We start from the raw sequence: 21,104 nt of genomic DNA on the forward strand, positions 1-21,104 counted from the left end.
TTTCGACAAATTCCGAATTCACCCGAGATTGACACACATCCGTGTCTCAATTCGACCGGCTAGAGACCGTGGTCAGGGCGCCCCCGATCAGCGTGCGGAGATCTCGCCGATCCCCTCGGGGTGGTCGGGGGTACCGGCCGCTGCGATCAACGTTCCACGGCCGCGATGCCACACCTCCCGACGCCGCCCGTCGGGATCGGATTCGACACGGACCTCGCGATCGATGATGAGCACCGACCGCGACACGTCGTCGTAGTCCGGCCAGTCCGGGCCGGGAACACCGTTGCGGGCGAATCCACCCCAGCGCGACTGCATCTGCTCGACGACACGACGGGTCGCCCGGAGGTCACCCACGGCGAGACCACCGAGCATCGGGGTTCGGTAGGCGTCGAACACGGCGAACAGTTCGGTCGCGTGGGTGGCGCCCACACCCGCGGCACCGAGGGCGCGGGTGAAGAAGTCGTAGCGGTAGACGTGGGTGGGTGCGACGAGGCGGTGGGCGTCGGCGAAACCGGCGACCGGGGCCCAGAAGATCCCGTCCGCGGCCAGCCGGATGCGATCGACGTCACCCCCGGCGTAGGCCTCGAGGATCTCGTCGCGGACCGCGGCGTCCTCCACACGCAGCAGGGTGCGCTCCGGGTCGGGCAGGATGTTCCAGAACTTCTCGAACAGCATCCCCTCGTCCCGGTTGGTGCCGACGATCAGCGGCACCGGGGCGGAGTCACCGGCCCGCGCAGCGTCGAGGGGTGCCTGCGGCAGCGACTCGCCACCGAACACCGGCCCGTAGGGGAACGGATCGACGGTCCCGGCGTGGCGGGCGAAGCCGAGCAGACGACGACCGGCGCGGTGCAGGTCACCGGTCGACGCCCCGTCGAGGAGTTCCCGGGCCCGGTCGGGGCCGAACGGCTCGGGCCGGTCGACGATCTCGGTGCTGCGCCGGGTGGGGTCGGCGAGCAGGCGCAGGAACTCGTCGGCGAACAGTGCCGCATTGTCCTTGGCGATCACGAGGTCGGCGACCGGACTCTCGGCGATGGCCCGGGCGAACAGGCCGCGCGCCGACGGTGTGGCCAGCAGCGTCAGCACCGCCGAGCCGCCGGCGCTCTCCCCGAAGACGGTCACGTTGTCGGGGTCGCCGCCGAATGCGGCGATGTTGCGCTGCACCCACTGCAGGGCCGCGACCATGTCCTTGAGGCCGGGGTTCTCGTCGAAGCGCCGGTCCGGACCCGAGTAGCCGCTGAAGTCGAGCATGCCGAACGGACCGAACCGGTACTGGATGGTCACGACGATCAGGTCCTGCGCACGGGCGAGGAAGGTGCCGTCGTAGATCGGTGTGGCCGCGGTGCCGAGGATGTAGGCGCCGCCGTGGATGAACACCATCACCGGTCGCGGGCGGGTGCAGGTCTGGTCCGGGGAGTACACGTTGAGGGTCAGGCAGTCCTCGCCGGTCGGCTGGAAGCGCCCCGGCCCGGTGGCCGTCACGAACTTCTCCTGGACCGCGGCGTCACCGAAGCCGGTGCACCACCGCACACCCGGCCACCGGGTGACCGGCTGCGGCGCGTCGAACCGGCCGCCGCCGACCGGCGGCGCCGCGAAGGGGATGCCCTTCCAGCTGATGGTGCCGCGGCGCAGGCGGCGGCCGCGAACGCCGCCGACGATGCCGTCGAGGGTGGTGACCTTGGGGTCGATCAGAGCCATGGAACCGAATCTACAATGCGGATGTGTCGGGAATTACTCACTCCGCGGTGACCGTCGACCTCAACGCCGACCTCGGCGAGGGCGTCGGCGACGACGAGGCCATGCTCGGGATCGTCACCAGCGCCAACGTGGCCTGCGGTTTCCATGCGGGTACCCCGGCCGAACTGCTCGCCACCTGTCGAGCCGCCGCCGCGGCCGGGGTGCGGGTGGGAGCGCAGGTGTCCTACCCCGACCGGCAGGGATTCGGACGGCGGTTCATGGACATCGCACCCGCCGAGCTGACCGCCGACATCCTGTATCAGATCGGCGCCCTGCAGGCCATCGCGAAATCGGTCGGGACATCGGTGACATATGTGAAACCGCATGGGGCGCTCTACAATTCGATCGTCCATCATGAGCGTCAGGCCGATGCGGTGATCCGCGCACTGCTCGAGCTCGGCGGCACGCTGCCGCTGATGGGACTGGCCGGGTCGCCGGTGCTGCACCGCGCCGGCGATGCCGGACTGCCGGTGATCGCCGAGGCCTTCGCCGACCGCGCCTACACCCCGGAGGGCACCCTGGTGCCGCGCACCGAGGCCGGTGCGGTGCTCACCGACAGCGCCACCATCGCCCGGCGCGTGGTCGACCTGGTGACCAGTGGTTCGCTGACCAGCATCGACGGCAGCGACCTGCGGATCGAGGCGGAGTCGGTGTGCCTGCACGGCGACACCCCCGGTGCCGTCCGACACGCACGCGAGGTGCGCGAGGCACTACGCCGCGCCGGGGTGTCGGTGGCGTCCGTGCCGAGGTGAGTGCCGCCGCGCGCGGCACCTGCCACGCCCGCGGTACTACTGCAGCCGACGCTGCCGGGCGAACTCCGCGAGCACCACACCGGCGGCGACCGAGGCGTTGAGGCTCTCGACGTCGCCGGCCATCGGGATGGACAGGATCGAGTCGCAGGTCTCACGGACCAGCCGGGACAGACCCTTGCCCTCGGAGCCGACGACGATGACGACCGGGCCGGTGCCGTCGTACTCGTCGAGGGTCACATCGGCCTCGGCGTCGAGACCGACCAGTTGCGCGCCGGTGGCGGCCCAGTCCTTCAGCGTGCGGGTGAGGTTCGGGGCCTGTGCGACGGGCAGGCGGGCGGCGGCACCGGCACTGGTGCGCCAGGCGACAGCGGTGACACTCGCGCTACGACGCTGCGGGATCAGCACCCCGTGGCCGCCGAATGCGGCGACGGAGCGGATCACCGCGCCGAGATTGCGGGGGTCGGTGATGTTGTCGAGGGCGACGAGCAGCGGACGGGTGCCGCTGGCGAGGGCATCACGCATCATGTCCTCGGGGTGCATGTAGCGGTATTCGGGCACCTGCAGTGCGACACCCTGATGCATCCCGTTGGTCGACAACCGGTCCAGCTCGCCCTTGCCGACCTCGAGGATGGAGATCCCCTTGTCGCCGGCCATCTTCACGGCCTCGCTGACCCGCTCGTCGGGTTCGCTGCCGGTCGCGATGTAGAGCGCGGTGGCCGGGACGTCGGCCCGCAGGCACTCCACCACCGGGTTGCGGCCGAGCACATACTCGGGGCCGTCGTCCTTGGGTCGCGACTTGGGCCGTCCGGCAGCGGTTTTCGCCGCGGCCTTGGCCTTCTTGTGCGCGGCGTGGTACGGGCGGTCGACGGCCTTCGGGGTGGCCCCGCGACCTTCGAGTCCGCGGCGGCGCTGACCGCCGGAACCGACGACCTGCCCCTTCTTGCTACCCGACTTGCGGATGGCGCCCTTACGTTTCGAATTGCCGGCCATCTTATTCCTGCCCCTTCAGGTTCCACTGTGCCCCATCGGGGGTGTCGGTGACCTCGATGCCGGCCTCGGCCAGCCGGTCGCGCACCGCATCGGCGGTGCCCCAGTCCTTTTCGGCACGCGCGGTGGCCCGGCGGACCAGTTCCGCACGCACCAGCACGTCGAGCGCCGACAGCGCCGCGGAATCGTCTCCGCCCGCGGTCAGCCAGTGTTCGTCGAGCGGGTCCACGCCGAGCACGCCCATCATCGCGCGCACCGACGACGCCGCACCTGCCGCACCTGCCGCGTCACCGCCCTCGAGTGCCGTGTTGCCGGCGCGGACGGTGTTGTGGATCGCGGCGAGCGCTGCGGGCACACCCAGATCATCATCCAGTGCGGCGGCGAATTCGTCTGTGACGGTGCCGATCTCGACGGCACCGATCCGCGAGTTCACCCGCTCGACAAAGGACTCGATGCGGCGGTAGCCCGCGGCCGCCTCGGTGAGCGCACCGTCGGAGTACTCCAGCATCGACCGGTAGTGGGCGCTGCCCAGGTAGTAGCGCAGTTCCACCGGACGCATCCGTTCGAGCATCGCCGGGATCGACACGACGTTGCCCAGCGACTTGCTCATCTTCTCGCCGCTCATGGTGACCCAGCCGTTGTGCAGCCAGTACCGGGCGAAGGCGTCGCCGGCGCCGTGGCTCTGAGCGATCTCGTTCTCGTGATGCGGGAAGATCAGATCCATTCCACCGCAATGGATGTCGAACTGGCTGCCGAGCAGGGAGGTGGCCATCGCCGAGCATTCCAGATGCCAGCCGGGGCGGCCGCGACCCCACGGGGTGGGCCAGGACGGCTCGCCGGGCTTGGCCGCCTTCCACAGGGTGAAGTCGCGCGGATCCCGCTTGCCGGTCCCGGCACTCTCGCCCTGGTGCACGTCGTCGAGCCGGTGCCCCGAGAGCGCACCGTAGTCCGGCAGGGACCGCACGTCGAAGTACACGTTGCCGTCGGCGGCATAGGCGTGGCCGCGGTCGATCAGCCGGGTCATGTAGTCGGTCATCTGGGTGACGAAGCCGGTGGCGCGCGGTTCGGCCGACGGCGGCAGCACACCGAGCGAGTCGTAGGCGGAGGTGAACTCACGCTCGTGGGTGGCGGCCCACTCCCACCAGGGACGTCCGGCCTCGGCCGCCTTGCGCAGGATCTTGTCGTCGATGTCGGTGACATTGCGGACGAACAGCACGTCGTGACCGCGATGGGCCAGCCAGCGGCGCAGGATGTCGAAGGCGATTCCGCTGCGCACGTGCCCGATGTGGGGAACACCCTGAACGGTTGCGCCACAGAGGTAGATCGACGCGCGCCCCTCGACTAGCGGTACGAAGTCTCGTACCTCCCGGGTGGCGGTGTCATACAGGCGCAGGGTCACGACGTGCCATTCTACCGGGCCGGTGCGTCGCGTCTGTCCCCGACCAGCGCAGTTGCCACCGCGGCGATTCCTTCGCCCCGTCCGGTCATGCCGAGGCCGTCGGTCGTGGTCGCCGACACCGACACCGGGGCACCCAGTGCCGCCGACAGCACCTGCTGCGCCTCGTCGCGTCGGGGGCCGATCTTGGGCCGGTTGCCGATCACCTGCACCGCGCCGTTGATCACCTCGAGCCCGGCGTCGGCGACCAGACCGGCCACGTGGGTCAGCATGCGCACCCCGGAGACGCCGTCCCACTCGGGACGGCCGGTGCCGAACACCGAGCCGACGTCGCCGAGTCCGGCGGCCGAGAGCACCGCGTCACACAGCGCGTGCGCGCCGACGTCGCCATCGGAATGGCCGGCGCACCCGGGCGTGTCGGGGAAGTGCAGGCCGACCATCCAGCAGTCGACGGTCTCGTCGACGGCGTGGGCGTCGGTGCCGATCCCGACTCTCATCGAGTCACTCCTTCATGGATGGGGTGATCACCCTCGGCGACGACGTCGCGGGCGATGCGCAGGTCCCAGGGCGTGGTGATCTTGAAGGCCAGCGGGTCACCGGGCACCACGTGCACCGGGACACCGACCCGCTCGGCGAGGCCGGCGTCGTCGGTGGCCAGACCGGAGTCGTCGGCGTGCGCCAGCGCGAGGGCCTCCCGGGTGAACCCCTGCGGGGTCTGGATCGCCCGCAGGCTCTCGCGGTCGACGGTCCGGGTGACCAGTTCACAGTCACCGGAACCGTCGGATGCGACGACGACCTGTTTGAGGGTGTCGGCCACCGGGAGTCCGGGGACCACGGCCCGGTGGCCGGACCGGACGGCGTCGACGACGCGCTCGAACACCGCGACCGGGGTGAAGGGGCGGGCCGCGTCGTGCACCAGGACGATGTCGCGGTGGGCGGCGGCGCCGAGGCCGGCGCGCACCGAGTCGGAACGATGCGCACCACCGGCCACCACGACCACATGGTCGGGAAGCTGTGTACGGGCGGCGTCGACCAGATCGGCCGGAACCACCACGACGACGTCGGCGTCGAGGGTTGCCAGACCGTCGACGCAGCGTTGCAGGACGGTGCGCCCGCCGAGATCGACGAAGGCCTTCGGGACGGGCTCACCGAGACGGACGCCGGAGCCTGCCGCCGGGATGACGATGCAGACTCCGGCGTCCGACGCGGAGGAATATGTCACGCGGATCTACGACGCGGCGGCCAGGACCTCGTCGAGGATGCTGGATGCCTTCTCGTCGTCGGTGTTCTGGGCGAGCGACAGCTCGTCGACCAGCACACGACGGGCGCGGGTCAGCATGCGCTTCTCCCCGGCCGACAGACCACGGTCCTGCTCACGACGCCACAGGTCACGCACGATCTCGGCGACCTTGATGATGTCACCGGAGATCAGCTTCTCCTGGTTGGCCTTGAAACGACGCGCCCAGTTGGTGGGCTCCTCGGTGTGGGGTGCACGCAGGACCTGGAAGACCTGATCGAGGCCCTCCTCGCCGACGACATCACGAACGCCGACGTACTCGAGCTTGGTTGACGGGATCTGGACGGTCATGTCGCCGTCGGCGACCTTCAGGACCAGGTATTCGATCTGCTCACCCTTGATGGTTCGGGTAACGATGTCTTCGACCCGAGCAGCACCGTGATGGGGATAGACAACGGTGTCGCCGACTTTGAAATTCAATGTTCCGTGCCCCTTTCGAGTAAGCCCAGTCTAACACGGACGCCTGACAGGGCCCACACAACGGTGCAGGTCACGGCCCTGAACAGGGTTCGGACCCCCTGTTCGGGCAGTGCTACCGCGCGCGGTAGCAGCGGGTGGGACAGCATGCAATACCCCGATTCACCCGGCGTCGACGCGGCCCGCCGGGGGTGCGCCGACGTCCGGCACGGACCCCCGCACGACACCAATCTGGTACCCCGCCGGGATTTTGTGACCCCGGCCCACTACGCTCCGTAGTGCAGGGTTTCGCCATAGTGCGATGTTCGCGATCGATTACCTGGGAGGAACGGGTGTCCGTGCCAACTCGACCTGGACAGCTTCGGCTGGTGCCATCTTCGACCAAGCGACGGTTGGCGTCGGCGACTGCCTTCGCCGCGATCGGCGTCGCGGTCGCACTGGGAACCACCGGCTGTGGTGCCGGGCAGATCTCCCAGACGGCCAATCAGCTACCGGCCGTCAACGGCGGCAACGCCACCGCGACATGGGGTCAGGTGGAGATCCGCAACGCGCAGGTCCTCTACCCGTCGGAGAACGCCGACGAGGTCTTCGGCAACGGCGGGCCGTTCGAGCTCACCTTCGTGGTGGCCAACAGCAGCCAGACCACGACCTACAAGCTCACCAAGGTCACCGTCGCGCAGGGCGGTCAGGGCACCGTCACCCTGAGTGGTACGCCCACCGTCGAGCCGCTCCAGGCGATCCGTGCCGGGACCCCGGCCAACTCGGTGATCTACCCGTCGAGCACCACCGCCTCGGCCACCTCGACCCCGGCGAGCGCCTCGGAGTCGGCCGGCACCTCGGCGTCGGCATCGCCGACCTCCGGCGTCGTCAGCGATCCCGCCCTCGGCGAGTCGGCGATCACCGCCGAGCTCACCGACACCGGCAAGACCGTCGCCGCCGGCCTCACCACCACCCTCACCTTCAGCTTCCAGAAGCAGGAGAACGGGCAGTGGGTCGACGCCGGAACCGTCGACGTGCAGACCCCGGTCGACGGCACCCCGCTGGTCGAGCGCCGTGACGTCACCCGCGGTGGCGATCCGGAAAGCGAAGGCGGACACCACTAGTCCCGCCACACAGCATCACCGAGAGCGGTTGTCCCACCCGGGGCAGCCGCTCTCGGCGTCTGTGGGTGTCCCCGCCGGTGGGCACCGTGGCCGGGGGTGCGGTCCCGGCGAGTGCGCTCCCCGGATTGTCGGGGGCGGTCACTAGGCTGGCCCGCATGGCCAAACCCAAGTCGTCGTTCCGGTGCAGCGCCTGTGGACATCAGGTCCCCAAGTGGGTCGGACGCTGCCCGGACTGCGGCGAGTGGGGCACCTTCGACGAGGTCACCACGGTCCGGTCGGCGTCGGGCGCCACCACCACCGTCGCCCCGTCGAGTCCGGCGATGCCGATCACCGAGATCACCTCCGAGTCCACCAAGGCCATCCCCACCGGGATCGGCGAGTTCGACCGTGTCCTGGGTCGCGGGGTGGTGCCCGGATCGGTGATCCTGCTCGCCGGTGAGCCCGGCGTCGGCAAGTCGACGCTGCTGCTCGAGACGGTCAAGCACTGGGCCGCCGGCGGGCGGCGTGCGCTGTACGTCACCGGCGAGGAGTCGGCCGGGCAGGTGCGGATGCGCGCCGAACGCACCGACGCCGTGCACCAGAACGTCTACCTCGCCGCCGAGTCCGATCTGGCGACCATCCTCGGGCATGTCGACGCGGTGGCCCCCACCCTGATGATCGTCGACTCCGTGCAGACCGTCGTGGCATCGGGCACCGACGGCGTGACCGGAGGTGTCACCCAGATCCGGGCGGTCACCACGGCGCTGGTGTCGCTGGCGAAGAACCGTGGGATCGCGGTGATCCTGGTGGGTCACGTCACCAAGGACGGTGCGGTCGCCGGGCCGCGGTCCCTCGAGCATCTCGTCGACGTGGTGCTGTCCTTCGAGGGCGACCGCCACTCGTCGCTGCGGATGGTGCGCGGGATCAAGAACCGGTTCGGTGCGGCCGACGAGGTGGGATGTTTCGAGCAGCGCGACGACGGTATCCACCAGGTGACCGATCCGTCGGGGATCTTCATGCACCATCACACCACGGATGTGAGCGGCTCGGCGACGCTGATCACGATGGACGGCAAGCGCGCGCTGGCCGGTGAGATCCAGGCACTGACCACGCCGTCGACGATGGCCACGCCGCGGCGCGCGGTGTCGGGGCTGGACTCACCACGGGTGGCGATGATCCTGGCGGTGCTGCAGAGCCGGCTCGACGTCAAGGTGCACGAGCGCGAGGTGTACGTGGCCACGGTCGGTGGCATGAAGGTCACCGAACCGGCCGGCGACCTCGCGATCGCGTTGTCGGTGTGTTCGGCGATGCGCAACTCCCCCATCCCGCGCACCACGGCCGTCGTCGGCGAGGTGGGTCTCGCCGGGGAGGTACGCCGGGTGTCGGCGGTGGCGCGTCGCGTCGCCGAGGCCAAGCGTCTCGGTTTCCACCACGTGGTGATCCCGGCCGGTACCGACGAACCGCTGCCCAAGGGGATCAAGGTGACCCGCGTCAGCAATCTGATGGAGGCGGTGGACGCCGCGTTCAAGAGCGTCTTCACGGTGGTCGACGCACCGTTCTGATCGGCCGGTCACGGGGACCGGTCTGGCCGCCTACGGTCGGGACAGTCGCGCCTTGTGCTCGTCGCCGATCGCCGAGTTCTCCACGTGGTCGGCGAAGTGGGCCTTCGCGTCGACGGTGACGAAGATGGAATGCCCCACCGCGACGAGTGCGTCCGGGTCACCCAGATGTGCCGATGCCTCGACGTACAGTTTGCGTCGCTGCCGTCCGAGGAGTCTGGCCCGCAGATGCAGCGTCGTTCCGACCGTGATGGGGGCGATGAAGTCGGTCTCGAGGTGCACGGTGACCGCGGACGGGCCGACCAGCAGCGGGGCGACGCTCATCACCTCGTCGAATGCGGTGGACAGCACGCCGCCGTGGATCACACCGGGACCGCCCTCCATCCATTGTTCGACGGGCATCACGGTCTCGACGGCGAACTCGTCGTCGGTCGCGGCCCGCACCACCAGGTGAAGTCCGCGGGGTGCGGCCTCGCCGCAGCCCAGGCAGGCGGGGCTGTGCATCCGGATGGGTTGCCCCGGTCCGGCGGCCTTGGGATGGCGCTGCAGCGGGTCGAGATCGTCGGGCACGACGAAGCTGGTCTTCACGCACCGATACCCTAGTCCCCGAACCATCGTCTCCGGGCCATCCGGGAACCCCACGGATGGTCGCCGGTCATCGATCGGGAAGCAGCGCAGGTCGGCGGCCACCGCCGGAGAGGAGTCCCCATGGTCGACGGAGCCAGATCCGACCAGTACGGGTGGACCGAGAGCCGTTCGGATCTGCTCAAGGAGACCCTCGCCCGCGTCGCGCCCGGCACCGGATTGCGCGACGGACTCGAACGCATCCTGCGTGGCGGCACCGGTGCGCTGATCGTGCTCGGACACGACTCCGACGTCGAGAAGATCTGCGACGGCGGTTTCCACCTCGACGTCGAGTTCGCCCCCACCCGGCTGCGTGAGCTGGCGAAGATGGACGGCGCGGTGGTGCTGTCCACCGACGGCAAGCGCATCGTTCGAGCGAACGTGCAACTGGTGCCCGACCCGTCGATCCCCACCGAGGAGTCCGGCACCCGGCACCGTGCGGCCGAGCGCACCGCCATCCAGACCCAGCATCCGGTGATCTCGGTGAGCGCGTCGATGTCGATCGTCAGCGTCTACGTCGACGGTGTCCGCCGAGTGGTGGAGAGTCCGGACCCCATCCTGTCCCGCGCCAACGTCGCCTTGTCGACCCTGGAGCGGTACAAGGCCCGTCTCGACGAGGTGATCGGTGCGCTCGGTCGCGCCGAGATCGAGGACTATGTGCTGCTCCGCGACGCGATGTCGGCGGCCCAGCGGATGGAGATGGTGCGCCGCGTCGGCGTCGAGATCGAGGAGTACGTCCTCGAACTGGGGGTCAACGGCCGCCAGGTGAGCCTGCAGCTCGAGGAGCTGATCTCCGAGAACGACGCGGTCCGTGAGCTTCTCGTCCGCGACTACTACGCCAGCCCCGAGCCGGCGACCACCGAAGAGGTCCATCACACCCTCGAGACCATCGAGCAGCTCAGCGACGCCGATCTGCTCGACCTCACCCTGCTGGCCGGCGCTTTCGGGTATCCGACGACCATCGAGGCGCAGGACACGGCGATGAGCCCGCGTGGTTACCGGATGCTCGCCCGCATCTCGCGGCTGCAGTTCGCCCACGTCGACCGCCTGGTCCGCAGCTTCGGCACCCTCCAGTCACTGCTCGCCAGTTCGTCCGCCGACCTGCAGGCCGTCGAGGGCATCGGCAGCATCTGGGCCCGCCATATCCGCGAGGGACTGTCCCGCTTGGCCGAATCCAGCATCGAGCGCTACGACTAGAATCGGCCCACAACGACTCCTCGCTCGATCATCAACGGGCTGTTGATGGTTGAGCCGACAGTACCCCGGCCCCGACTCAATCGACCGCTGGCCGTGGGCGGTTGAGCCGATGAGGAGCGAAGCGACAAGTCGTGTCGAAACCTCAGACAGCCGACGTCGCCAACGCGACCACCACCGACGTGGTCACCACCCAACCCACGCTGCGGAGATTTCGACACGGGTCCTCGCTACGCTCGGTCCCGGCTCAATCATCGTGGAAGGCACGGCTCAATCATGGAAGAGTGCTCATCTCAATCAGCAACGCCCCATTGATGGTTGAGCCGACGAGGAGCGAAGCGACAAGTCGTGTCGAAACCTCCGACAGCCGACGTCACCAACCCGACCACCACCGACGTGGTCACCACCCAACCCACGCTACGGAGATTCCGACACGGGTCCTCGCTACGCTCGATCCCGGCTCAATCATCGTAGAAGGCGCTGCTCAATCAGCCACGCCCCGTTGATGGTTGAGCCGACGAGGAGCGAAGCGACAAGTCGTGTCGAAACCTCCACCGGCCGAACTCGCCAACCCAACCAGCAGAGGCTCCGACACCCAACCCGAATCTCTCTATGAAGTTCTCAAAGAACACAAGCTTCTACAAAAGGTCAGGCAGCATTCGGCAACTCGTCGGCAAACCGCCTGTTATACGCCGGAATCGGCCGACGACGCCGATCCACCACCTCAGGCGGAATCAACCACGGATGCGCATCCGGACCCATATACACATCCCACCCGTTGTGATGCACATCGGCATGACACGACGAACACAACAAACAACCATTCGCAAGGTCGGTGGCACCACCATCCGACCAATGCGCAATGTGATGAGCCTGAGTCCGAGATGCCGGGGCACCACACTTGATGCAACACCGATCCCGCTCGAACAGTGCTCGCCGCTGCGAAGCGGTGAACAACCGTTTCGAGCGTCCCATATCCAACGGCACCCGTTCACCGTCGACGATGGTCATCACCACCACACCGTCACAACTGGTTTCCAACAGGGTGCTGTGGGTGATCGACCCACCGAACGCCAACTCCGACTTGTCAGGTGTATCCGCAGGTACCGACAGATTGATCAACGCCGCAGGTACAGCGGTCACCGACCGATCCCCCGCACCAGCCGCCATATCCAAGACCATCTCCAACGCGTCCGCGCGACGTCGAGGCGCTTCGCGCGGGTCTTTCGAACCATCCGGCTGCGGAACCGGCGCCGACAGTTTCTCGATCGCGGTCGCGAGCTTCTCGCCGACAACCACATCCAGACTCCCGGAGACAGCGACCCGCCCATCATCGGTCCGCCCGATATCCAGGGCATTCAGGTTGCGGTCTTCCTTCGCCGGACGTCCACCCTCGGTGTCATCAGCGTGATGGTCCCCCAACTGGTGCGCTCGGGCCATCACCTCAGCTGGTTTGGCACCGGACAACACCTGCGCCAACAGATCACCCTCGAACTCAGCCCAGGTCTCGGCATCCGGCGCCTCCCCGGCACGTAACCCGATCTGGTTCAACCCGCGCACGATCGCATCCACATGCTCACCCGAGATCGCACCGTCAGCAGCGTGTTTCAGCGTGCGGTCCACCACCGCCGAGGTGCCGATCCGCTGCATCCGCCCAGCGACAGCGGGCGCGTACCCCATCTCGATCAACAACGCGATCGGTTTGTGCCCATGCCGTTGCGCCACACCCAGCCGATCCAGGTGCCCGGCCCCGGATGCGGTCAACGCGTCGACGACGTTCCTGATGGTGACCAGTGTCCGCATGTCCGTGAACACGTCCGGCCCGGTCGGATCGTCGTCGAAACGACAATCGATGAGTGCGTCGAGAATGGTCTCCAGCTCCCCCTGCATATGTTCCATTATAGCGAACACATAGGCGAACTATCAGCGAAATGGCAAGCAGAACAATATCTGTGGACAGATTGTGACAGCTGTTCACCCAGGAGACTCGGGTTCACCAATGGGGTTCACCGCCCCTCGCGACGTAACCCACGTCACGACCCCGGCTACCATCACCAACGACCGAGCTCTACCGCCGGACCATGAGGACGATGATGACCACCAGCATTCCCGACAGTTTCGCCGCGCTCGTCGCCCGAGAGAACGACGGGGCGGTGATCCTGGGCCGTGAGACCCTCACCGGTGCGGACCTGCCCGACGGCCAGGTGACCATCGCCGTGCACTACTCGGGGGTGAACTACAAAGACGCCCTGGCCATCACGCCGCGCGGCGGAGTGGTACGCAACTACCCGATCGTGCCGGGTATCGACGTGGCCGGCGAGGTGGTGGCTTCCACCGATCCGGCCTTCGCGCCGGGCGACCAGGTGGTGGCACACGGTGGTCCGATCGGCACCGACCAGCACGGCGGCTACGCCGAGTTCGCCGTCGCCCCGTCCGACCAGGTGGTCAAGCTCGCGTCGCTGACCACGCGAGAGGCCGCCGCCATCGGTACCGCCGGGTTCACCGCGGCGATGAGCGTGGCAGCCCTGCTCGACCACGGCCTCACCCCCGACAACGGACCAATCCTCGTGACCGGGGCCAGCGGCGGTGTCGGTGCGGTCAGCGTCGATCTACTGTCCGCACTCGGCTTCACGGTCACCGCATCGAGCGGGAAGCCCGACGCCGCACAGCTTCTGACAGATCTGGGCGCCGCCGAGGTGGTGGGTCGCCTCGTCGACGACGAGACCAAGATCCGCCCGCTCGGCAAGTCACAATGGGCCGGTGCGGTCGACTGCGTCGGCGGCACCACGCTGGCGTATGTGCTGAGCACCATGCAGCACAGCGGTGCGATCGCGGCGAGCGGTCTGACCGGGGGCGCCGCGCTGCCGACGACGGTCATGCCGTTCATCCTCCGCGGGGTCGCCCTGCTGGGCATCGACTCGGTGCTCATCGGCGCAGAACTGCGACGCTCGATCTGGGGTCGTATCGAGACCGACTTGCGCCCACAGCATCTCGACTCGGTCATCACCGAGATCGGCATCGGCGATCTCGATGCCTCACTCACCGCCATCAAGGCGGGCAAGGTCACCGGGCGGACCGTCGTCCGCGTCAAGGACGGGTTCTGACCGCCGGGAATCCACCGAAACCCCGGGTCGTCATGGTCGTCGACGGATACCCTCGCCGACCATGACGACCCCGCCCGTTCCCGAGGAATCCCGCCGCCTGCTCGACTCGGTGGTACCACCGCCGAACCGTCCGCCGCGGCTGTACCTGGCGATGGCACACAACCCGGAAGTCCTGCGCGGTTATATCGAGCGCCCCATCCTCGGCCTGCACGGGCTTTTGCACACCGGCCAACTCGCGCCGGATGAGCGTGAACTGACCATCCTTCGGGTCACCGCGCGCTGCGGCGCCGAGCACGAATGGGGTGTCCACGTGGCCTACTTCGGCAAGACGTCGGGACTGAGCAGCGAGCAGGTCGCAGCGACCGTCACCGAGGTCACGCCGTCGCATGCATGGTCACCCCGACATCTTGCGGTCCTGACCATCGCCGACGCCATGGTCGATCAACGGGAACTCACCGCCGCCGAGCTCGCCGGGGTCGACGAGGTGCTCGGTATCGCGACCCGCACGGAGATCGTCGCCGTCTCGGCCCAGTACCTGGGCATCTCGGCCATGTGCCGAGTGCTGGCCATCCCGCCGGAGGACAGCGCCCCGCGTTTCCCGTCCGGCACGTGACCCACGCACGATGAACGGATAACAGCGCCCAGTCAACGAATTCGAGCGCCCACTCAACGAATTCGAGCGCCCAGTCAACGAGATCGAGCGCCCAGTCGACGGATTTCGACGTCGCCGGTAGTCGTCACGGCCGCCATTGCGGATTCACCCGCGTCCGTCGGGATTCCCGATCGCATCGTCGAACCGCCAGAGTGCCGTCGCCACCTCATCCGCACGCGTCCGCACCTCGGGATCGACCCTCGACAACAACGTGACCCAGTGGGCGCGCAGCCGGTGCAGGTTCTCCCGTGCCAGGTCGGTGGCCACGAGCTCCACCGACCGCGCGTTGCCGTCCGGATGTTCGCGCACCACCATGCCCCGCGCCTCCAGCGACCGCAGCGCGGTGGAGATGTTGCTGCGCTGCAGGCCGGTCAGCTCGGCCAGATGACTGGGCGTGATCCGCGGGTGCCGGTGGACCTGCCGGATCACCGCCACCTCGGTGCCGGTCAGCGCGATGACGTCACGGATCTCGGGGCTACGCGGATCGAGTTTGCGGGACAGTTCCATCACCGCGTCGGCGAGATCGGCCAGCACCTCGGGGTCGTCGGTCACGGCACCATCCTACGGATTGTCATACCGCCAGAATCATCTGTTATAGTTTCATAATCATAATACCTTCCCGTCCTGTGAAGGAGGCTTCGTGACGTCCAGCGCCACACCCACCCGGGCATCCCCGGCGCTGACCCTCATCGCGGTCTGCTTCGGACTGTTCATGGTGGGACTCGACTCCACCGTCGTCCACATCGCCAACCCCGCCATCCAGGCCGATCTCGGCGCGAGCTTCGCCGAGCTGCAATGGGTGATCAACTCCTATCTGCTCGGACTGGCCGTGCTGCTGATCCTCGGCGGCAAACTCGGCGACCGCTGGGGCCGCAAACGCATGTACCTCTCCGGCGTTGTCGTCTTCGGAATCGCCAGCGTCGCAATCGGTCTGATCGGAAGCATCGAGGGAGTCATCGTCTTCCGCGTGGTACAGGGCATCAGTGCCGCGATGCTGATGCCGCAGACGATCGCCTTGCTCCGCGCCACCTTCCCGCGTGAGAAATTCGGTATGGCCGTGGGTATCTGGGGTGGAGTGTCGTCGGTCGCCATCGCCGCCGGACCACTCGTCAGCGGCATCCTGGTGGAGCAGGCCGGCTGGCAGTGGGTGTTCTACATCAACGCACCGATCGCGGTGATCGCGGTGATCTTCGGCATGATCGTCCTACGCGAGAACGAATCCGCCGACGACGGCCCGTTCGACCTGCTCGGCGTCGTCCTACTGGGCGTATTCCTGTTCGGCATCGTCTTCGGGGTGGTCCAGGCACAGTCGTGGGGCTGGGGCTCGGCGAAGACCCTCGGCACCCTGATCGGTTCGTTCATCGTGTTCGGCGCGTTCCTCGTCACCGAGAACCGAATCCGGAATCCGTTGCTGCCCTTGGGCTTGTTCCGATCCCGCGGCGTGGGGATCGGCGGACTGGTATTCTTCGTGAACTTCTTCGCCATCCTCGGCGTCACCTTCCTGATCACCCTGTTCCTGCTGAACACCATGGGGCACAGCACCGTCGAGGCCGGCCTGCGGATGCTGCCGATGAGCGCGTTCGCCGTCCCGGCCGCACCCATCGGCGCCGCGCTGACCGCCAAGTGGGGTGCACGACGCGTCGCCGCGCTCGGCCTCGGGCTGATGACGATCGCACTCGCCCTGCTGACCCTGGCCGGCCCCGACACCTCGTACTGGTACATGGCCGTGCCGTTCGTGATCCTGGCCTTCGGTTCGGGCTTCGCGATCCCGTCGGGTGCCGAACTCATCGTCGGCAGCGCGCCGGTCCGTCTCGCCGGTGTGGCCAGCGGTTTCCAGACCACCTGCATCCAGGTCGGTGGGGCCATCGGCACCGCCGTGCTCTCGTCCATCGTGGCGGCGAAGGTCGCCACGTCGATCACCGACTCCGGCGCCCCCGCCGACCTGCAGGAGCCTGCAGCGGCAGGCGTCCCGATCTCCGGCCTCCCGCAGATCAACGACGCCTTCGTCAGCGGACTGCACATCGGACTCGTGGTCGCGGCGGTACTGACGGCGGTCGTCGCCGTGCTGGTGCTGACCGTGATCCGGGAGGAGCACACCGCCGAGGAGATCGTGGACGAGCAGTTCGTGGACGGAGAACTCGCAGGCCGGTGACACCGCCCCGTCCCGGCGCTGCACCGGCATCGTGCGCCCCGACAGGGTGCGCCGGGACCGTCGATGGACGACGATCGACGTATGCGAGTCATCCGCACCACCGTCGTGGCGATCGCAGCGCTCGCACTGGGCGCTGCGATCGCCTGCCGCACCGTCTGCCGGACGGGGAGTCGACCCGCGCGGTGAGCGTCGACGCACCCGCCGACTGTGTCTTCCCGTGGCTTGCCCAGATGGGCCCGGACCCGCGCGGCGGCGCATACACCTACGACTGGATCGAGAACCTGCTCGGCCTGCACATGCACAGCGCCGACCACGTACTCGAGGAGTTCCAGCATCCCCGGCTCGGCGAGTCCATCGAGTTCGGCGGCAACCGCCTGATCCTGCAGCACGTCGACCCGCCACACGCCCTCGCATGGCGCTCGGCCGACGGGAACTGGCTGTGGTCGTTCACGATCCGCGACGACGGCCCCGGCCGCACCCGACTGATCAGTCGCAACCGGTACCGCCTGCCACGCACCATCGACCGGATCGGGATGGCGCCGATGGAACCCGCGTCCCTGGTGATGGATCAGAAGATGTTGCGGCAGATCGCCGTCCGCGCCGAACAACTGGCCGCCCGGAGATCGGCGACCGACGGGAGCCCCGGCGACGGGACCTCAGCGTGAGGACGACTGATCGGTGTCCTGGAGGGCACCCCACCCGTAGAAACGGTCGACCGTCATGATCGCGCTGGTCCGCGGCCGGTCACGCACCGGATACGGCTCACCGCCGTAGTGCCGGGACAGCCGGTCGATGTCGACGAGGCCGTCGTCGGCGCGGAACGTGGTGATCCGGCCGACCAGCGTGATGTGGGTGTACCAGCTGTTCTCGTCGAGCACGGTGAGCGTGACCCGCGGATCGTTGCGCAGATGCTTCAGACGCACCCGCGCGTCGTCGAGGTTCAGCAGGATCTCGTCGCCGTCGAGCAGATACCAGGTGGCCGCGGTGACCGGCGCACCATCGGCGCGGACGGTGGCCATCACCGCCGGATTCGGCTTGGCGAGCATCTCGCGGACCTCGGGCGGCAGCGGTGGGGTCGACATGAATCCTCCTCGTCGGGGTGCACTCGGCAGAACCGAACGCCTCGGGAGATCCGAACGCCCGGCCGAGGTCCAGGATTCCCGGGATATGCAGATCCGGCAATGTGTCGGCAGACTGGAGGTCGAGGGTTCTCCGTTCAGGAAGGGTTTGTTTCATCGTGACGACCACCGTCAATGCCTATCTGGCCACCGCACCGGACGCACCGCTGTCGAAGGGCACCATCGAGCGCCGGGATCTGGGACCGAAGGACGTCCTGATCGACATCGCCTACGCCGGCATCTGCCACTCCGACATCCACACCGCACGCAACGAATGGCGGGGCACCACCTATCCGGTGGTACCCGGCCATGAGATCGCCGGCATCGTCGCCGCCGTCGGCCCCGAGGTCACCCGCCACAAGGTCGGCGACCGGGTCGGCGTGGGCTGCATGGTGGACTCCTGCGGCGAGTGCGGACCGTGCAAGGACGGCGACGAGCAGTTCTGCACGAAAGGCTCGATCGACACCTACAATTCGACGTCGTACTCCGGCGAGTTCACCCACGGCGGCTACTCCGAGCAGATCGTGGTGACCGAGCGTTTCGTCGTCCGCATCCCCGACGGTCTGGCACTCGACGTCGCCGCCCCGCTGCTGTGCGCGGGTGTCACCCTGTACTCGCCGCTCAAGCACTGGGGTGCCGGCCCCGGCAAGAAGGTCGCGATCATCGGACTCGGCGGACTCGGGCACGTCGGTGTGCAACTCGCCCACGCGCTCGGCGCCGAGGTCACCGTGCTGAGCCAGTCGCTGCGAAAAGAGGCCGACGGCAAGCGTTTCGGCGCCGACCACTACTACGCGACCAGCGAACCCGAGACCTTCCGGACGCTGCGCAACGAGTTCGACCTGATCCTCAACACGGTGTCGGTGAACCTCGACCTCGACCGATACCTCTCGATGCTCGCCGTCGACGGGTCGTTCGTCGAGCTCGGTCTACCCGAGAATCCGTTGTCGGTCCGGGGGTTCTCGCTACTGAAGAACCGGCGTTCGCTGGCCGGGTCGCTGATCGGCGGTATCGCGATCACCCAGGAGATGCTCGACTTCTGTGCCGAGCACAACATCGGGGCGACGATCGAGACGATCGACGCCTCGCAGATCAACGAGGCCTACGACCGTGTGGTGGCCAGCGACGTGCGGTACCGCTTCGTGATCGACGCGGCGACCTTCGCCGACTGAGCGCCATCCGCCGATCCGCACCGGGACGCCGCCGGCATCCCGGTGTGGATCGGCGACGAGGCGGACCAGCGGTCCGATCCCGTGCCCCGGCGTCGGCGACCTCGATTCGGTGTCCGTCACGACTTCGCCGGACGCGGCATGTACCTGGGGTCGCGGGTGTCAGCCGAGGGACTCGACGAAGATCGTCGCGATGGTCTCGAGTCCGTGCTGGTCGTCGGCGCCGAAGCGGGCGGGCACCGGGCTGTCGAGGTCGAACACCCCGATCAGCTCGTCGCCGCGCACCAGCGGCACCACCAGTTCGGACCGGGACTCGGCGTCGCAGGCGATGTGGTCGGCGACCGCGTGCACGTCACGGACCCGCTGGGTGGTGCGGGTCCGCGCGGCCGCGCCACACACCCCGCGATCGAGCGGGATACGCACGCAGGCCGGCTTGCCCTGGAACGGGCCGACCACCAGTTCGGTGCCGTCGAAGAAGTAGAAGCCCACCCAGTTCACCTCTGCCAGCGACTGATACACCAGCGCCGACAGGTTCGCGGCATTCGCGATCCGATCGGTCTCCCCGGCCAGCAGGTGCTTGGCGGCGTCGGCGAGTTCGGGGTAGGTCCACTCCCCTGCGGTCGTGACATCGAAACTCATGTCATCCATCATGCGCGGGCGCACGAGGACGCCACGACCCGACGGTGGGGTAAGGTTCGCGGCGATTCCCATGATTGCCTTCTTCGCCGTCGCCCTCGCCCTCATCACGTTCTGGCTGCACCGTCGCCTCGTGCGCGCCCCGCGACCACCCCGTCCGGCGTCGGTGGTGATCGACGTCGCCCTGGTGGTGTTGTGGGCGCTCGCGGTGCTCGGAATCGCCACCGGCCGAGTCCTCGACCCGGCGACCTTCCGGCCCGCGGCCTCGGTGGGCCTGACCTGGCTGGCGACGGTGTTCTATCTGGTCCTCGGTCTCGCCGTGGTCGGCATCGGATCGCTGATCACCCGTGGTGTGCTGCGCCTGACCGGTGCCGCCGAACGCGGGGCCGCCGGGCGGCTCCTCGGGCTGCGCATCGCGACCGTGGTCGTGGTGGCGGGTGCGGTGTCGGTGACGATCTACGGTGTCGTCGAGGCGAATTCACCGAAGGTCACACATACGCGTGTCGAGTTGGCCGATCTGCCCGAGGAATTCGACGGTATGCGCGTCGCACTGATCTCCGATCTGCACATCGGCCCGGCCCGTGACCGTGACTTCGCCTCGCGCATCGTCGAACTCGTCGACGCCGAGCAGCCCGATCTGATCGCGGTGGGCGGCGACCTCACCGACGGCACCGTCGCGAAGGTCGGCGACGAGATCGCCCCGCTCGCAGGACTGCGGGCACCGCTGGGCGTGTTCGGGGTGAGCGGCAACCACGAGTACTACTCCGACGACGGCGGCCGGTGGCTCGACGAGTGGGACGCTCTCGGCATCCACACCCTGCGTAACCAGCGGGTCGAGATCGCCAGGGGTGACGGGCGAATCGACGTCGCCGGGATCTACGACGCCACCGCACCCGAACCGTACGAGCCGGATCTGGGCAAGGCCCTCGAGGGCCAGGAACCCGGCCGGTTCACCCTGCTGCTCGCCCATCAGCCGAAGCAGGCGATCGAGGCATCCGACCACGGCGTGGATCTGCAGCTGTCCGGGCACACCCACGGCGGACAACTCTGGCCCATCCGCTATCTGGTTCCGCTGCAACAACCCTCGGTGACCGGACTGGACCGGATCGGCACCACGACGCTGTACACGACACGTGGGGCCGGGGCGTGGGGACCTCCGGTGCGCGTCGGGGCGCCCCCGGAGGTCACCATCCTGGAACTGCGTCGCGCACCCTGACCCGCGACGGCCCAGACC

The 21,104-nt window shown here is 68.2% G+C and carries 21 protein-coding genes; 10 read left to right on the forward strand and 11 right to left on the reverse strand.

The features are described 5' to 3' along the window. Window positions 1–87: 87 nt before the first annotated feature. Window positions 88–1,695 carry a carboxylesterase/lipase family protein gene (locus tag GD1_RS03315; protein ID WP_059035630.1) on the reverse strand — a complete coding sequence of 536 codons (1,608 nt, stop codon included), beginning with the start codon at window positions 1,693–1,695 and terminating at the stop codon, window positions 88–90. 32 nt (window positions 1,696–1,727) lie between these two features. On the opposite strand from GD1_RS03315, the gene GD1_RS03320 reads away from it, so the two are divergent. Next, window positions 1,728–2,486 (forward strand): LamB/YcsF family protein, encoded by a 759-nt coding sequence (locus tag GD1_RS03320; protein ID WP_174519001.1) that lies wholly within the window; start codon window positions 1,728–1,730, stop codon window positions 2,484–2,486. A gap of 36 nt (window positions 2,487–2,522) precedes the next feature. Here GD1_RS03320 and rlmB read toward each other — a convergent pair whose 3' ends face one another. From rlmB to GD1_RS03345, 5 genes are read right to left on the reverse strand one after another with little or no spacing between them, the layout of a single operon-like run. After that, window positions 2,523–3,476 carry a 23S rRNA (guanosine(2251)-2'-O)-methyltransferase RlmB gene (gene rlmB / locus GD1_RS03325; RefSeq protein WP_053776983.1) on the reverse strand — a complete coding sequence of 318 codons (954 nt, stop codon included), beginning with the start codon at window positions 3,474–3,476 and terminating at the stop codon, window positions 2,523–2,525. 1 nt (window position 3,477) lies between these two features. Next, complete coding sequence (gene cysS / locus GD1_RS03330) at window positions 3,478–4,872, reverse strand: cysteine--tRNA ligase (protein ID WP_059035634.1); 1,395 nt, start codon at window positions 4,870–4,872, stop codon at window positions 3,478–3,480. A gap of 11 nt (window positions 4,873–4,883) precedes the next feature. Continuing rightward, window positions 4,884–5,366 (reverse strand): 2-C-methyl-D-erythritol 2,4-cyclodiphosphate synthase, encoded by a 483-nt coding sequence (ispF, locus tag GD1_RS03335; RefSeq protein ID WP_059035636.1) that lies wholly within the window; start codon window positions 5,364–5,366, stop codon window positions 4,884–4,886. Beyond that, window positions 5,363–6,091: a 2-C-methyl-D-erythritol 4-phosphate cytidylyltransferase gene (gene ispD / locus GD1_RS03340; protein ID WP_059035638.1), complete on the reverse strand. Its 729-nt coding sequence runs from the start codon at window positions 6,089–6,091 to the stop codon at window positions 5,363–5,365. The genes ispF and ispD overlap by 4 nt, the downstream gene beginning before the upstream one ends. A gap of 6 nt (window positions 6,092–6,097) precedes the next feature. Beyond that, window positions 6,098–6,586 carry a CarD family transcriptional regulator gene (locus tag GD1_RS03345; protein WP_020792698.1) on the reverse strand — a complete coding sequence of 163 codons (489 nt, stop codon included), beginning with the start codon at window positions 6,584–6,586 and terminating at the stop codon, window positions 6,098–6,100. A gap of 365 nt (window positions 6,587–6,951) precedes the next feature. Here GD1_RS03345 and GD1_RS03350 point away from each other — a divergent pair, with 365 nt between their 5' ends. Further along, on the forward strand, window positions 6,952–7,686 hold the full coding sequence (locus GD1_RS03350) for a hypothetical protein (RefSeq protein WP_244882498.1): 735 nt from the start codon (window positions 6,952–6,954) through the stop codon (window positions 7,684–7,686). A gap of 155 nt (window positions 7,687–7,841) precedes the next feature. Further along, the gene (gene radA / locus GD1_RS03355) at window positions 7,842–9,227 is read left to right on the forward strand and encodes a DNA repair protein RadA (protein ID WP_020792696.1); all 1,386 of its coding nucleotides are present in this window, start codon (window positions 7,842–7,844) and stop codon (window positions 9,225–9,227) included. 30 nt (window positions 9,228–9,257) lie between these two features. Here radA and GD1_RS03360 read toward each other — a convergent pair whose 3' ends face one another. Continuing rightward, window positions 9,258–9,839 (reverse strand): PaaI family thioesterase, encoded by a 582-nt coding sequence (locus tag GD1_RS03360; protein ID WP_053777008.1) that lies wholly within the window; start codon window positions 9,837–9,839, stop codon window positions 9,258–9,260. 93 nt (window positions 9,840–9,932) lie between these two features. Between GD1_RS03360 and disA the strand changes: the two genes are divergently transcribed. After that, a complete protein-coding gene (gene disA, locus GD1_RS03365) occupies window positions 9,933–11,045 on the forward strand; it encodes a DNA integrity scanning diadenylate cyclase DisA (RefSeq protein WP_059035642.1) in 1,113 nt (370 codons plus the stop codon). Between the two features lie 645 nt (window positions 11,046–11,690). On the opposite strand, the gene GD1_RS03370 is transcribed toward disA, so the two are convergent. Then, entirely contained in the window at window positions 11,691–12,932 is a 1,242-nt protein-coding gene (locus GD1_RS03370; protein ID WP_238403690.1) for an HNH endonuclease, read from the reverse strand. A gap of 203 nt (window positions 12,933–13,135) precedes the next feature. On the opposite strand from GD1_RS03370, the gene GD1_RS03375 reads away from it, so the two are divergent. Further along, entirely contained in the window at window positions 13,136–14,146 is a 1,011-nt protein-coding gene (locus tag GD1_RS03375; protein WP_059035674.1) for an acrylyl-CoA reductase family protein, read from the forward strand. A 61-nt stretch (window positions 14,147–14,207) separates the two neighbouring features. Further along, window positions 14,208–14,759 (forward strand): carboxymuconolactone decarboxylase family protein, encoded by a 552-nt coding sequence (locus tag GD1_RS03380; protein WP_059035645.1) that lies wholly within the window; start codon window positions 14,208–14,210, stop codon window positions 14,757–14,759. A gap of 144 nt (window positions 14,760–14,903) precedes the next feature. On the opposite strand, the gene GD1_RS03385 is transcribed toward GD1_RS03380, so the two are convergent. Continuing rightward, window positions 14,904–15,350, reverse strand: coding sequence for a MarR family winged helix-turn-helix transcriptional regulator (locus GD1_RS03385; RefSeq protein ID WP_020794671.1), 447 nt, complete (start codon window positions 15,348–15,350; stop codon window positions 14,904–14,906). 88 nt (window positions 15,351–15,438) lie between these two features. Here GD1_RS03385 and GD1_RS03390 point away from each other — a divergent pair, with 88 nt between their 5' ends. Both GD1_RS03390 and GD1_RS03395 read left to right on the forward strand, forming a co-directional pair. Next, window positions 15,439–16,950 carry an MFS transporter gene (locus tag GD1_RS03390; protein WP_059035647.1) on the forward strand — a complete coding sequence of 504 codons (1,512 nt, stop codon included), beginning with the start codon at window positions 15,439–15,441 and terminating at the stop codon, window positions 16,948–16,950. 182 nt (window positions 16,951–17,132) lie between these two features. After that, entirely contained in the window at window positions 17,133–17,615 is a 483-nt protein-coding gene (locus GD1_RS03395; RefSeq protein WP_059035649.1) for an SRPBCC family protein, read from the forward strand. On the opposite strand, the gene GD1_RS03400 is transcribed toward GD1_RS03395, so the two are convergent. Continuing rightward, window positions 17,607–18,032 (reverse strand): PPOX class F420-dependent oxidoreductase, encoded by a 426-nt coding sequence (locus GD1_RS03400; protein WP_059035651.1) that lies wholly within the window; start codon window positions 18,030–18,032, stop codon window positions 17,607–17,609. The two genes, GD1_RS03395 and GD1_RS03400, sit on opposite strands and share 9 nt — an antisense overlap. A 155-nt stretch (window positions 18,033–18,187) precedes the next feature. Here GD1_RS03400 and GD1_RS03405 point away from each other — a divergent pair, with 155 nt between their 5' ends. Beyond that, window positions 18,188–19,237: an NAD(P)-dependent alcohol dehydrogenase gene (locus tag GD1_RS03405; protein ID WP_059035653.1), complete on the forward strand. Its 1,050-nt coding sequence runs from the start codon at window positions 18,188–18,190 to the stop codon at window positions 19,235–19,237. A 159-nt stretch (window positions 19,238–19,396) separates the two neighbouring features. On the opposite strand, the gene msrC is transcribed toward GD1_RS03405, so the two are convergent. Continuing rightward, entirely contained in the window at window positions 19,397–19,873 is a 477-nt protein-coding gene (gene msrC, locus GD1_RS03410) for a free L-methionine (R)-S-oxide reductase MsrC (RefSeq protein WP_157079367.1), read from the reverse strand. Window positions 19,874–19,943: 70 nt separating this feature from the next. Here msrC and GD1_RS03415 point away from each other — a divergent pair, with 70 nt between their 5' ends. Beyond that, window positions 19,944–21,086: a metallophosphoesterase gene (locus GD1_RS03415; RefSeq protein ID WP_059035657.1), complete on the forward strand. Its 1,143-nt coding sequence runs from the start codon at window positions 19,944–19,946 to the stop codon at window positions 21,084–21,086. The last annotated feature ends 18 nt before the right edge of the window (window positions 21,087–21,104 follow it).

The sequence above is a fragment of the Gordonia desulfuricans NBRC 100010 genome (assembly GCF_001485495.1).
Taxonomy (GTDB): Bacteria; Actinomycetota; Actinomycetes; order Mycobacteriales; family Mycobacteriaceae; genus Gordonia; species Gordonia desulfuricans.